Origin of the sequence: Maribacter aurantiacus, from assembly GCF_005780245.1 — a bacterium.
Classification (GTDB): Bacteria; Bacteroidota; Bacteroidia; order Flavobacteriales; family Flavobacteriaceae; genus Maribacter; species Maribacter flavus.
The window spans coordinates 216072-229940 of the sequence record NZ_VBUK01000003.1; the positions used below are offsets into that span (position 1 = coordinate 216072).

Consider the following 13869-nt stretch of genomic DNA (forward strand, 5'->3'; position numbering starts at 1 on the left):
CAAAACGGAGAAACTTATTATAATGTTCGTTGGAAGGATATAGTGTTGAAAACCAGAATTTGACAAAAATAAGCGTAAAAGTACCAAGGAGTGTGCAACACAAAAAAGCACTGTGATTTGAAACAACCATTTATAAATCGCTTGATTTGCATTAGAATAATTCTCTAAGTAGACAGCTTTGTATTTTTTTAAAACAATGAATACGGCAATCATATAGATATAAAACTGAATCTCACCGACAATCTTAAAAATCAGAAGGTTTGAGTCCGTAATGCCTTCTATCTTGAATATTATAAGGAATACTACGAATAACAACGCATGTAGTCCATGAATTTTCTTAATCTTAAAATTCGTGTAACATGCAGATAATACATAGAGATAAAACAAAGGAAGTTGTAAAAGACTTGATGTTGTTTTTAAAACAAAAAGATTTGGCAGTCCAATAATTTTGTTCGTGAATAAACCAGTTAGATCTAAAGCAATCACTAAAAGGTAGATGCCAAAAAGTCTATTAGACAATTTATTTTTTGTCTTGACGGTAAAAAGGAAAACAGAAAGGATTACCATTATAAAAACAACGATTTCCCCTATGCTTTTAATCAATTCAAGCTTAGTTTCCACGTTTACTTAAAATATATTGCTTCATTCAACTATCAAGAACACTTTGAGAAAAATAAAAAAGTAAGTTAATTATACCTAGCCTTTTAAAATAAAAAACCCATAAATGCAATATTATAAGGACAATTATTAGTATGTCTCAGCCTAATTAATGGAATATACTTTTGATAATCATTTACGCTTTCATCTATTTTTAATATCCATTCAATTAAACTGTCGCTTTCAACCATAGACCAACTGTGTGAGCGCCGTTCACCATTTGCCCTTTAACCCTAATTCTTGGTTGGTATGTACTCGACATTAGTGAATCCATAGAAGAGCAAAAGCAAAGCCTCAGATTTAACAGATGGTTTTTCTAACTGATAAGTATCAGTTTTGACGTTTCTCCTAATAAACTTTTCTTCTAATTGAACCTCGGATTTCCTTTTCCTGTCTTTACATGAACAAACAAGAGTTGTAATAAGAATATAGGTTACTACCTCTTTCATGTTAGTGAGTCCAAAATATTTATGTTGAAACTTGAATTCTTTTCACACATAAACTCAAAAAAGTAAATTCAAATTATTTTAGGTATCATAAGATAAATAGACGATACTCTAAATGACAAATAAAAATTATCATCAGAGATAAAAAGCGGGTTGTTATTTTAGCAAAGCTATTGAGTTCAAAAGTCCCATCCTTAGTATGGGTTCAAATCCGTGTATTTGATTAACATTCACAATTTGCTGATTATTAAAAATTTAAAAGACTAAACCTTTAACTGATGTATGAATTTTTTTTCCTTTTTAATTAATTCATCTTTTTATTGTCGTCCAAATAATAATTAACAATACTATTACCTCTATAGTAGAACATACTATGTAATGGGGCATCCAACTTCCACCACCTATCACAAAAGCGATAGTTAAAACTGCCGAAATTAAATTTAACATACGATTTAAATTAGAAGAAAGCATACTAGAAAAATAAATCATAGAAATTGGTATGTTGATTACAAGAGCGGCAAAAGCCATAGTAATTTTAACATCCTCCCCTATTATATGCAGAGTGTTCCCATTTTCCAATTCTATTATAATTGATAAAATATCGGCAAAAATTATATTGAGTATGACCACTATCCAAAGTTTGGATAACTTCATTTTTGTTATCATTTTCAATTCGCTTAAAAATTAAATCCAAAATGCAATCCAGGCTCACCAAAAAAGAATTTTGACCATTTATTGTCCATTCGTTCAAATGATTCTGGCATTTTTGTGTGATACGGACGGTGCGTTACTGCTATTGAAGGTTCAATAAAAAATTTACCTTTAAATAATTTTATATGATATCCGGCCCTATAAGTATTGAAGATTTGAAATCCAGTATCTATTTTTTTATTATCATTATCAATGAAGTTTTGCAATGCAGACATTACATGAATACCTGTATATAAGCCTTTCCACCAAAAATGTTGGTAGGCAAGTGCAAATCCTTTTTCTCTGATATAACCTGGAAAATTTTCTAATGGGTCATTCTTTGATTTACCATAGGGAATTCCGAGTGATTCAAAATATCTCCACGTTTTAAGTTCTAGGGAAACTACATCTCTGCCTGTAATACGGTAGCCTATATTAAGCTGTGCAAAATCGGGTTTTTCATTGGGTAATAAATTACCTAGCATGGCAAAGGTACTGCCAACGAAACATTTTTTATATGTTGTGTTTTGCTTGGCATATTGGGCATTAAGTTGAGAGCTTGCTGTTAGAATTGTAATAAGAACTAAGACTAAAATTTTACTCTGCATATGAATAGATTATATGCAGTAAAATTAGAATGCCAATAGGTTAAAAGCGTTCACCTAAGTTAAGAAGAGAAGATTAACTCTTATTATTTTTAGTTATTCTTGTTCTTAGCCTGCTTAAAGATTGAGGTTTTATACCTAAATAACTTGCCAATTGATGTTGAGGTACACGCTGCAATAAATCTGGTCTTTTTTCCAATAAATTTATGTAGCGTTTTTCTGGTGAAGAAGTCTTAAAGTCATTAAAATTAATTTGCTCCTTGGCTAAAAGTTCTTCGGACAATATCCTGCAAAGTGTTTCGAATTTTGGAAATTTTTGAAAAATTTCAGCTTCCATTTTTGCATTAGAAATTGTAATTAAAGAATCTTCTGTTGCGGCAATATAATATTCAGAAGGTTTATTGTTTAGGACACAATGTGGTGTAGTCCCCTCCATTTCTGTATAAAATGCTGTTGTTTTTTCTTCACCTTCAATAATATAGTAAGTTCGTATACAGCCTTGTAAAACGAAATAACCCTCATTTGATTTTTGACCTTCTTTAAGTAAAACCGTTCCTTTGCTTACCTGTCTGAAGATATCTAAATCTAAAATCGCCTCTTTTTCTTCATTGGATAAGCTTATATAATTAGAAATAAAATTAAAAAGTGCTTCTTCCAAAATCTGTATTACTTGTTATAAAGTAACCATAACGGTTAGCCTAAAGTAAGTAAAAGTAAGACTATTATTCTACTTTTAAACAGTTCGGTTTTAGGGGAAGCTTACATTACAACAACTACAACATTGATCCAAAAGAAGAATGGTTTTACTTTGATTCAATTTCGTGTTGATTTTTTAACGCTTCCAATGTTTTAATTTAAAATTGGTTATTGTTGAGTCTTTGTCAAACTCTATATATAATTCTTTTACTTCTATTGGATCAATGTTCCAGCCGTAGTTAACCGTTATTTCATAAATGATTTCGTAATCATTTTTGTTTTGATAATTACTAGGTTTTCCCAATAATTCGATGACTTTCTTTAGTTTCATTCCTTTTTTGAGATGATTTTCCATTACGTCTTGAACCATATTTTCTCGATATTCATAAAAACCATCAAAACTTTTATTCCAATTTGATTTCTCAAATTTCATTTCTTTTACTCCACAACTTAATAAGAGGTTACAAACTAATATGGTTAATATTTTGTTTAAAATTTTCAATTTTTAAAATTATGTCATTACAAATTATTGATGTAAAATATATCTAGGTGGTTTTATGTCATTGAGTCGCAAATAAAAACCAAGTGATTTCAACTCATCTACCATTAATAGATTCCAAGTTCCTATAAAAGTGTTGCTATTTGATTGAGTTAGTTTTTAATGATAAAGAAGCATCCCAGACTTAATAAACCCATTGATTTCTTAACCATTTTCAGACAATTGACCTATAAAAGAATACATATGTTTTATTAATATGATTAACTTTTTTAATTCAATTACATTTTCATCTATTTTTTTAAAATCCATTGAATTAAACAGTCAATTTCAACAATTGACCAACTGTGAGGGTGCCTATCACCATTTGCTCTATATCCATTATTCTTAGTGGGTATGTACTCAACATGAGTGAATCCATCATTAATCAAGCTTTCAGATAATTTTTTTATTAAGTAGGCATTGGTTTGATTATAATCCGCCATTCTATTTTTTTTCCACCAGATCGTATCGGGTTCTGTATACAACCTTATCTTAATATCTTTAAGATTTTTAATGTTATTATGGTTATCGGTACTTAGTGTGAATACAGAATGTTTCTCATAATTGGCTAGATCAGTATTTGGATTGCCAAAATTATGACCAAGTTCATTAATGATCCATGAACTTTCATTTACTGATATTTCAGAAAAATTCCTTTCTAAATTTTTTTCAGAACTGAAATATAACTGTGCCAAATCAATTGGTGAGTCGATAATAAATATTCCTTTGGGAACTATATTATGTATGTTTTTTTCCAATAAATAATTCCCTAAATGTAAAGAAACTAGCCCCCCACTGGAAAATCCACCAAAATGAATATTGTCATTTGGCAATTTGTGCTTGTCAAAAATTTCATTTATTTGGTTCGACAAATTCGTCAACTCATTCTCCGTAAACCATAGCTTTTGGTTGTAATTTGAATAAACAACCGCAATCTTATTCCTTTTGGCATCTTCTAAAATCCTAAATTCTCGTCTAATATCTTCTGAATCTTCAGGATAGCCACCGAAGAGCACAAGCACAGCTTCAGATTTAATAGAAGGTTGTTCCAACTCATATTCAGTTGTTTTATATGTACTGTAGTTAACCTTATCATGCTGACGAACATCAAGCTTATTTTTCGTATCGTAACAGGATAAAATAAGTAAGGTGTTGAAAAACAACATGATTATTCTTTTCATTTTCTATGTTAGTTGGTAATGATATTGTGCGATTAGGTATGGCAAATTTTAGGGACGTATTTAAATTATTTTAAAGGATTTTGAAAAATTCCTTTATTTGGAAACACTGAGATGATTTAAATTATCTATAATTAAATTTATAGTCTTATTAAAATCAATATCCATGGTATTTTTATCATAGATTTCAAAAGTATTATACCTAAAAGAAACTATCGTTTCAAACGTATTGAAGTAAAAAGTTAATTCCTTTGAAAATTCATTCGAATAGGGTTTTTACCTCGAGATTTCTTTTTTTAGTATCAGGACGTTATTTGTATTTTGATGAATGTCATAGCCATAATTCTTTAAAAATTATACTCTTATTCCTATCAATAATTTCATCACAAATTCTCGTTTTAGCTTTCATTTATTGTTGTAACTAGAAAGAGTAATTGAATAGCATTCTTACCTAAAATGGATTCTTTATTTAATTTTATTCAAGAAGTATTCTTAATCTCTATATTATGTTATGTTAAAAATGAGAATTAAATGTGTTACTTATTATTTTTGAAACAAAACCTGGCTTTTTAGCAACAAATTCTATCTATAGAAACGGGTCTATATAAAAGGCACAAAATTACATTGTCTTAACCTTAATTTCTCTTTCTTAATAATTATATCTACTGATTAATATTCATTTGTTTCACCCGAATATCTGCAAAACGGGAACCCTGTTTCAATGTCATGATTATTGATAAAAGGTATATATTGCAGTACCGTTTCATAAAGATTCCTATGTGTTAAACACCAATTTTTAAGGTTTTTAACTTTAAAAAATGATAAAAATTCTAAATAAACAATTATACTTTTCCTCAAAATTAAAGAGCCAAATTGGCATTGCAATTATTTTGGGTTTTATTCTCGCATTAGTAATGGTTTTGTTGAAACCTTTCGACACAAACGGTTTTGATCATAGTCATAAAAATTTAATACTAAGTGGGTTTGGATTGCTATTTTCTATTTTCTATTTGATAAGTTCTAGACTTGAAAATCTTTGGTATAAAAAAAAGAATAAGAATTGGACTTTAAAATACGAGATTTTTGCGTTTGTTTTTTTGGTTATATTACTCTTCGTTCCTGTTCATTTCTATAATCAAATATTTCTAAATAACATTTTGAACAGGGAATTCCATATTTATGAATATGTAGGGCATGGAATCTGGTTTTTATACCAGTCTATGATACCAATTATGATCATAATCTTGCCTTTTTATATATATTTAAGAAATAGGTTTGGAGAATTGATTAGCGAAGAGGATTTGGATAGGATTGAATTCTCCGGTATAAATAAAGGCGAGAAGGAATTAATTCGAAGGGATGAAATACTATATGTTCAGGCATCTGAAAATTATGTTGATATTTTCTATAATAAAGAGAATGACGTTTGCCATCTTACTTTTAGAAATACCTTAAAGGCTATAAAAAATCAGGCCCCTTTTCTGAGACGTTGCCACCGGTCTTATCTTGTGAATCTTTCAAAAATTAAACGAATTCAAGGAAATTCTCAAAATGCGGAATTAGTCTTTCATAATTCTGAACTAAGAATTCCTTTATCCTATACCTACTACAAATCTGTAAAAATTTCTTTAGGCGATTAGCACAAAATGCTATTGTTTCAGCCCAAATGTTGTTGATTTATCAACTTCTTTTAGTATTCGTCACTACTATTTAGCTCTCTTTTTCTTTTAAACTTTCTTTGAAACATGATTTTGTTCAGAGGTGATCTTTAAACCAAGGACAGGTTTGAATTTCAGACTTACAAATAATGAAATCTATATAGAGATAGACCAATCAATATTGCGATTAAAGAACTCAAAAAATGAAGATTAAACGTTTTATTTCACTGGTGCTGTTATTATACATCAACTCAATTGATACGAATGCGCAGGACTCTATAAAGCAAAAATTGATAGACAAGAAAAATCAATTTCATGATGGACTGGTTCATCTAAAGCGGGATTTACATCAACATCCCGAACTATCAGGAAAAGAAAAGAGGACATCAAAAATAGTTCAAGACTATTTATTGGATTTGGGTTTAGAAGTTAGAACGGATTTTGGGGGATATAGTGTGGTTGGAATATTAAAAGGCAGTAAGGAAGGTAAAAAAATAGCATGGAGAGCCGATATGGATGCTGCTCTGCATGTTTTTGGGAGTAACCCTAACGCTAAACCCAAAGCTGCACACGTCTGTGGCCATGACATACATACAACAATAGGTTTGGGAATTGCAAATACCCTTTCAAAAATGAAAGACAGGATGATAGGTACTGTTTATTTTATTTTTCAACCAGCCGAAGAGACTTTTAAGGGGGCTAAATCAATGATTGAAAATGGCTTGTTCCAAGAAATCCATCCAGATGAAATTTTTGGATTACATGTATTTCCTACTGAAGTAGGAACTGTCAGTTCCAAACCCAATGAACTGTTTGCATATCAGCGAAGGATTAAATTGACCTTTGACACTACAATTGATCAAAATGCTTTTAGAAAATTCTTAAAGGAGCTTTTAGAAGGTTTTATTCGTCATAAAGCCAATGGTGAACCTTGGTCATTAGTTGATTTGAACGACCCCAAATATGGGCTTTCTAATCCGAAAACTATATATAATGATTATTTCATATTAGGTTCAAATATTTCAACTCGCAATGGTGACAACACAATTTCATTCGAATGCACGTATTACGAGACAGACTCTACAAGATTAGATTCAATCTCAAAAACCATTACTAATACAATCTTAGATTCAGAATATGCAAAGTTCTACATCAAGACATCATTTACTGCAGAGAGGCCAACTGTGCTCAACGATTCAAAGTTGACAGAAGAAAGTCTCACCATATTGAAGGGTTTATATGGTGAAGAAAAAGTCAAAACCTTTTATGGTCAGATACCGTATTCCAATGAAGACTTTATATTCTACCAAAATGAGGTGCCCGGAGTTATGTTTCTCTTAGGAGGGTCAAATAAGGAAAAGGGGATTAACGCCTTGCCCCATACCTCGGAATTCGAAGTCGATGAGGAGGTAATACCCCTTGGAGTAAACATTTTCTCAAATTTTTTAACTAAGAGAATCATTATAAATTTTGATAAATCATGAAAAAGATTATTCCATTAATTTTCACATTATCCTTTTTTATTATCACTGCTCAAGAAGTACCGTCAATAGAAGATTGGAGAAATGACCTAGAGTATTTGCACAAGAAAGTGCATAATGATTATCCGTTTTTATTTGTGAAAACAACCGAAGACGCTTTTGATATCGAAGTAGAAAAACTGCATGGTCTAATTCCTACCTTGGAACCACACGAAATAATAATTGGGTTTTCCAGAATAATTGCTCTTTTTAAGTATGGTCACATGGCGGTTGGCTTCAATATTGAACCTTTTGAATTTCACTATCTACCAATCAATTTATATCAATTTTCTGATGGAATTTATTTACAAGGGGTACATAAGAACTACCAAGACGTAGTGGGCTCTGAGGTTATTGAAATTAATGGAATCCCCATAATTGATGCATTGAAGAAAGTGTACCCAGTAGTGAGTGCCGAGAATTCCCAGTATTTTAAAAGTTATGGCATTAATTACCTGACAATTATGGAGGTACTTCATGCACAAGGTATTACCAATGACCTTAAAAGCTCAATTGAATTCACTTTAGAGCGAAATGGGGAAACCTTCAAAAAGGTTTTTGATGCTATGCCTAAGGGTCAAACGGTGCCTCGAAAATATGGCTTTGTCTTTGAGGATGACAATTGGTCGGAAGCTCGAGAACAAAATATAACCCCTCTCTACTTGGAGCAACTTGACAAAATGTATTTCTTTAAATATCTATCCGAGAAAAAAACTGTATTTGTTAGACTTAGTCAAATTGAAGACGATCCTAATGAAGATATGGAATCATTCTATGCGCGTTTATTTGATTTTGTCGAAAAAGAGAACGTTGAAAAATTAATCATAGACGTAAGATTAAATGGAGGAGGGAATAATTTTAAAAATAGAACACTGGTCACTAAAATAATTGAAAACAAGAAAATAAATAGGATAGGGAATCTATTTGTTATTTTAGGGAGGAGGACATTTTCAGCTTGCCAAAATCTTGTCAACGAATTGGACAATTATACTAATGTCATCTTCTTAGGAGAACCGACCTCAGAGAATATCAACTTTTACGGGGATAGTAGACCCGTAATTTTACCTCACACAGGTCATCCAGTGTATTTGTCGTATGCTTGGTGGCAGGATAAACCGGCTTGGCAAAATGCGAAATGGTTGGCTCCTTCCATTCCAGTTGAAATGAGTTTTGAGGAATATTCAACTAATGATGATCCTATATTGAAAACTGGTTTAGACTTTTCTGATAAGGATTTTAAACCCAATCCAATGAGATATATCACAGACCTTTTTGTCAGAGGTGAAATACAACAATTGGACCAAGTAGTTCCACAGATGATAAATGACCCCAAATATGATTTTTTTGATTTTGAAAAAGAGATTAGTAAGGCTGGGCATCACCTCATTCAAAGTGGCAGGGCTTCAGCTATTCAGGCTGGAATTGCTGTATTTTCCTTTGTTACACGATTATTTCCAAACTCCCCAAGCGCATGGGAAAATTTAGCTACTGGTCAAATGAAAGCCGGCCACAATGAAAATGCCAAAAAATCAATAAAAAAGGCAATGGCATTGGATTTAGAAGGAAATATTAGTAAAAGAATACAAGAATTGTTGAAAAATATGCCGGATTAATTATTTGTAGCAAAAAAATGAAGTTTTGTATCAATTAATCAACTATTAAAAGTAAAAGGCCTTTATTCAAATTTCATAATAAGGAACCAGCCAGAACTGGTTTTACATGCTGGTAAATAACAGTTTCTTAATTAGGATATCCTTTAAATAGGATTATAAATTTTTCACATTGTTTTTACAAATAATAGAAATTCAACAAAGAGGTTTCAAAAAGGCAATAATCAATAATCAATCAAAATGAAATTTATGCTTACTTCTCTGACGATAATGATGTTTACATTATTGGCAGGCCAATCAACGGAATCCATGAAAGACAATAGTTCACCAACTGAAATAAATAGGTCCTTTCAACATCACTTTGAAAATAATATTAACAGAATAGATAAAAGCGGGAAAAGTGATTCCTTGGCTATTACGCTTGAGGCCCGTATGAAAGAGTTAAACGTTCCAGGGGTCTGTATCACCATTTTTGATAGAAATAAAATTCTTTGGACGAAAGGTTACGGAGTTATGAATAAAGAAAGCATGGAAAAAGTAAACGAAAACACTCTTTTTCAAGCTGCCTCCATTTCCAAACCAGTCACAAGTGTTACCGCATTTAAATTGATGGAAAAGGGAAAAATCAACTTAGATGAAAATGTCAATTTGAAATTGAAACGTTGGAAAGTACCAGAAAACGAGTTCACAATAAAAGAAAAAGTCACACCTAGTCGAATTATGAGTCACACCTCTGGATTGGGTACTTCGGGTTTTCAAGGATATCATAAGAATGAGCCTATTCCATCATTAGTAAAAATTTTGGCCGGTAGTGAAATTACGAATTCCAATCCAGTTAGAGTTATCCAAACTCCCGGAGAATCAGAGCTATATTCGGGTGGAGGTATGCAGGTGCTACAACTATTAATTGAAGATGTAAGTGGGAAGAAATTCTCAAAACTGACAGAAGAGCTAATTTTCCAACCTATTGGAATGAAATATAGTTCCTTTACATTTCCTCTTTCCGCAAAGTTAACTAACCTGACTTCAATGGGCTATGATTCCAATGGAAAGGTTATTGATGGAGGTTATCGTATTTATCCTGAGAAAGCAGCGGCAGGCCTCTGGACTACTTCATCCGATTTATCAGAATTTATGATTGCTTTGGGTAAATCCTATAGAGGAGAAAAAGGAGGAATATTAAAGCAAAGTTCAGCAAAAAAAATGATGGAAAGAGTCCCCAATGCTGGAGGAATCGGTATAGGGATTGATGGAGAAGGGGATGCTTTCCGTTTTAGGCACTCTGGTGGAAATGCAGGATTTAGTTGTTATGCGGTTTCCTTTGCAAGAGAGGGAAGAGGGGTTGTAGTCATGACAAATTCGGATAATGGATTTCCCTTGAATCACGAAATTGTAAGGGCAATTTCCAAAACATATAATTGGCTGCCAATGTGGATGCGAGAATAAAAAATTACTAATGCCTTTGCCCTTAAATTTAGAATTGATTAGTGGTAAACATTATATGTTATTTGCTACTAAAAAATTACATCTTATAACAACAAAAAATTATTGTAATGAAATTATTGGACTTTAACGTAATTAAAAATAAACCTGTAAAACTGCATCTGTTTCTATTAGTTTCTTTTTTCAGTATCTCTTGCTCTGAACCAAAAGAGGAAACCAATTCTACTGAAGTCGTAAAGGATGTTGATGCTTACCTAAAAAATGCTATAGAATTGCATAATATTCCAGGGTTGGCCTTGGCCGTAGTAAAAGGGGATGAAGTCCTGTATGAAAACTATTTTGGAGTCGCTTCACTAAACGATAGTAGTTCGGTTACTACCAATACTCTTTTTAGAATTTACTCTGCAACAAAACTTATTACAACTACAGGGGTATTTCAGCTTATTGAGAATGAAGAATTAAAATTGAATGATAAAATATCAACTTATCTAGATAGTTTGCCTGCTGCATGGCAAGATGTAAGAATAAAAAACCTTTTGAGCCATTCCTCAGGTCTGCCAGACATCATTCGATATGAAAGTACCTTAACAGATAAGGAGTTAATGGAAAAATTAGCTATGGATGGGATGGAATTTGCTACAGGGTCTCAATTTCGATACAATCAAACAAATTATTGGTTGCTTGCTCGGATTATTGAAAAAATTACGGGAATGTCTTTTGATGAGTATATTCTAAAAAATCAATTTGAAAACAAAACAAGAGGTGTTTTGTTTTCATCAAATTCACAAGAAACCATTCCCGGTCGCGCCATAAGATATATTTATAGTGGTAAAAACAAAAAGTTTGTAAAAGGCACTAATAATAGTGGGGTTAGGGGTCATTCAGGGAACGGTTTAAATATAAATTTAAAAAGCTTCATTGAATGGGATAAAAAGCTAAAAAATAATATGCTTTTGAAAGAAAAAACAAAATCTTTAATGTGGTCACCTTTTAATTTTCAGCAAAATTTTAAATATCAAAAAGATCATTTTTTACATGGCTGGCATAATTATCATGTGAATGGTTTGGACTCTTATGGATTTACAGGTGGTAATTTGTCGGCTTATAGATATTTTCCTAAATATGATACGTCAATTATACTCTTATCGAATGGTTATCAAATAGAAGCATATGATATCTTGGTAAACGATATTGCTCGGCTGGTTTTACCGGATTTACGGACAAAGAAGTTGGTACTTGAAGAGGAGGTCATGGATATGGTCTTAAAGGGCGAATATCTACGGTCATCAGAGGCCATTGCTAAACTTAAGGGTCAAAATCCAAATTCCTTATTTGACAACTTAAAAATGAATATCAACGGTGTTGCTAATTCTTTTGTATGGAATGAAGAGCCTGAAAAGGCGTTGGAAGTCTTTAAATTGAATGCTGAAGCAAACCCAGATTGGTGGATTGCCTTGGCCGGTTTGGCGGAAATTTATGAGATTATGGAAGATAATAAAAATGCGGTCAAATACTATCAAGAGGCCCTAATGTTGAATGAAAAAAATGAGTATAATTACAACGGACTGATGCAAGATAAAATTAAGGAGTTAAAAAAATAAAAGATGAAGGGTATTTTCAAACTGCTATTGGTTTTTGTCTTGATGATATTTAATCATTCTAATTCAATCGCCCAAACTATCATCGAAAAATACGAACCTGTTAAAAATGATAGTCTTAGGATTGGAATAGGAGAAGAGGACTTCTTGCCCTTTATAGCAAAAGGATATACTTTGATGCTCCCAAAGGACAAGGAAATAAATGGAATACTAGTCTTTCTGGAAGATGCAGGGTATGATAATAAGAACGATAATTCAAAACAGATGTATCGTTATGCTTCCGAAAAGAATTTTGCCATCATATCGGTATCTTCGGAATTACCTTTTGACTTTTATTTTTCCCCTACTTCCATAGTTTCTACCCACGCGGTACTCAGGGAGGTGTTTACCGAGCATAAACTGCCCAATGAAAACGTTTTTTTGATTGGGTCCGGCCTGGTAGGTCATAGGGCTTTGAAATATATAGAGTTTATAAAAAATGGCAATTATGATTTTCAGCTTGACATAAAAGGTATCGTCATTTGCAATTTGACTATGGATTGGACAAGAAAATGGTATCAACATCAACGTGATATTCGTATCAATCGCATTAATCTATGGGAACCCAAATTCATCAATTTTATGTTGGAATCGTATTTGAAGGGTACACCCGAAACTTCGCCTGAAAACTACCATTATTACTCCTCTTATAGCTATTTTGACAAGAAAAACAGGAATATAAAATTTTACAAGGATTATGCTGTCAGGGCTTATATCGAACCTGCAATAAAATATAGGCTAAAGAAATATGTAAGAACCTTGTATGAAAATAATTCTACTGATATGGTTGGATTTTTGGCCGAATTGCAATTGGCTGGGAACGAGAATACCGAACTCATAGTCCTTCATCCTGAAAATGATACATTCCAAAATAAAAACACACAGACTACCTGGGGTGCAATTGATAAAAACGAACTTATGAATTGGATTTATTCAAAAAGCTTTAAATGAACAAAAATGATTTAGTGTAAATTGTTGTTATTGAGATGCTCAGAAAAAGATTTTCTTAAAAGAAATAGTATTACTTTAAACGAATCTGCAAAAGGAGAAAAATATAGACAATTTACTTTTGTCATTACTTTAATATCGCTTTCAACCTGCGTTTATAAGGCAATTCGGACCTAAAATCTTTCAGGTTTCATGAATTGACTTTTCTTTAGAGCTAAAATAAACTGAATAAATTGGAATAAG

At 31.9% G+C, this 13869-nt stretch carries 11 protein-coding genes; 6 read left to right on the plus strand and 5 right to left on the minus strand.

Annotated elements, in window-relative coordinates; translation table 11 throughout:
• Positions 1–1412: 1412 nt before the first annotated feature.
• From FEK29_RS07845 to FEK29_RS07865, 5 genes are all read right to left on the minus strand, one after another.
• On the minus strand, positions 1413–1757 hold the full coding sequence (locus FEK29_RS07845) for a DUF6326 family protein (protein WP_138257873.1): 345 nt from the start codon (positions 1755–1757) through the stop codon (positions 1413–1415).
• A 23-nt stretch (positions 1758–1780) separates the two neighbouring features.
• Positions 1781–2401 carry a hypothetical protein gene (locus FEK29_RS07850; RefSeq protein ID WP_138257874.1) on the minus strand — a complete coding sequence of 207 codons (621 nt, stop codon included), beginning with the start codon at positions 2399–2401 and terminating at the stop codon, positions 1781–1783.
• A 73-nt stretch (positions 2402–2474) separates the two neighbouring features.
• The gene (locus FEK29_RS07855; protein ID WP_138257875.1) at positions 2475–3056 is read right to left on the minus strand and encodes a Crp/Fnr family transcriptional regulator; all 582 of its coding nucleotides are present in this window, start codon (positions 3054–3056) and stop codon (positions 2475–2477) included.
• Positions 3057–3230: 174 nt separating this feature from the next.
• The gene (locus FEK29_RS07860; protein ID WP_205123404.1) at positions 3231–3596 is read right to left on the minus strand and encodes a hypothetical protein; all 366 of its coding nucleotides are present in this window, start codon (positions 3594–3596) and stop codon (positions 3231–3233) included.
• Positions 3597–3883: 287 nt separating this feature from the next.
• Positions 3884–4813 carry a hypothetical protein gene (locus tag FEK29_RS07865; protein ID WP_138257877.1) on the minus strand — a complete coding sequence of 310 codons (930 nt, stop codon included), beginning with the start codon at positions 4811–4813 and terminating at the stop codon, positions 3884–3886.
• Between the two features lie 815 nt (positions 4814–5628).
• On the opposite strand from FEK29_RS07865, the gene FEK29_RS07870 reads away from it, so the two are divergent.
• From FEK29_RS07870 to FEK29_RS07895, 6 genes are all read left to right on the plus strand, one after another.
• The gene (locus FEK29_RS07870; protein ID WP_138257878.1) at positions 5629–6450 is read left to right on the plus strand and encodes a LytR/AlgR family response regulator transcription factor; all 822 of its coding nucleotides are present in this window, start codon (positions 5629–5631) and stop codon (positions 6448–6450) included.
• A 221-nt stretch (positions 6451–6671) separates the two neighbouring features.
• Positions 6672–7952 carry a M20 metallopeptidase family protein gene (locus FEK29_RS07875; protein ID WP_138257879.1) on the plus strand — a complete coding sequence of 427 codons (1281 nt, stop codon included), beginning with the start codon at positions 6672–6674 and terminating at the stop codon, positions 7950–7952.
• Positions 7949–9601: a S41 family peptidase gene (locus FEK29_RS07880; protein ID WP_138257880.1), complete on the plus strand. Its 1653-nt coding sequence runs from the start codon at positions 7949–7951 to the stop codon at positions 9599–9601. Before FEK29_RS07875 ends, FEK29_RS07880 begins: the two co-directional genes overlap by 4 nt.
• Before the next feature lie 306 nt (positions 9602–9907).
• Positions 9908–11044: a serine hydrolase domain-containing protein gene (locus FEK29_RS07885; protein ID WP_205123405.1), complete on the plus strand. Its 1137-nt coding sequence runs from the start codon at positions 9908–9910 to the stop codon at positions 11042–11044.
• Positions 11045–11151: 107 nt separating this feature from the next.
• Positions 11152–12642 carry a serine hydrolase gene (locus FEK29_RS07890; protein WP_138257882.1) on the plus strand — a complete coding sequence of 497 codons (1491 nt, stop codon included), beginning with the start codon at positions 11152–11154 and terminating at the stop codon, positions 12640–12642.
• 3 nt (positions 12643–12645) lie between these two features.
• Positions 12646–13629 carry a hypothetical protein gene (locus tag FEK29_RS07895; RefSeq protein ID WP_138257883.1) on the plus strand — a complete coding sequence of 328 codons (984 nt, stop codon included), beginning with the start codon at positions 12646–12648 and terminating at the stop codon, positions 13627–13629.
• Positions 13630–13869 lie beyond the last annotated feature (240 nt).

Coding starts and splice junctions, on each gene's coding strand:
- FEK29_RS07890 (WP_138257882.1), top strand. CDS start 11,152: ATGAAATTATTGGACTTTAACGTAATTAAAAATAAACCTGTAAAACTG.
- FEK29_RS07895 (WP_138257883.1), top strand. CDS start 12,646: ATGAAGGGTATTTTCAAACTGCTATTGGTTTTTGTCTTGATGATATTT.
- FEK29_RS07845 (WP_138257873.1), bottom strand. CDS start 1,757: ATGAAGTTATCCAAACTTTGGATAGTGGTCATACTCAATATAATTTTT.
- FEK29_RS07875 (WP_138257879.1), top strand. CDS start 6,672: ATGAAGATTAAACGTTTTATTTCACTGGTGCTGTTATTATACATCAAC.
- FEK29_RS07885 (WP_205123405.1), top strand. CDS start 9,908: ATGAAAGACAATAGTTCACCAACTGAAATAAATAGGTCCTTTCAACAT.
- FEK29_RS07880 (WP_138257880.1), top strand. CDS start 7,949: ATGAAAAAGATTATTCCATTAATTTTCACATTATCCTTTTTTATTATC.
- FEK29_RS07870 (WP_138257878.1), top strand. CDS start 5,629: ATGATAAAAATTCTAAATAAACAATTATACTTTTCCTCAAAATTAAAG.
- FEK29_RS07850 (WP_138257874.1), bottom strand. CDS start 2,401: ATGCAGAGTAAAATTTTAGTCTTAGTTCTTATTACAATTCTAACAGCA.
- FEK29_RS07865 (WP_138257877.1), bottom strand. CDS start 4,813: ATGAAAAGAATAATCATGTTGTTTTTCAACACCTTACTTATTTTATCC.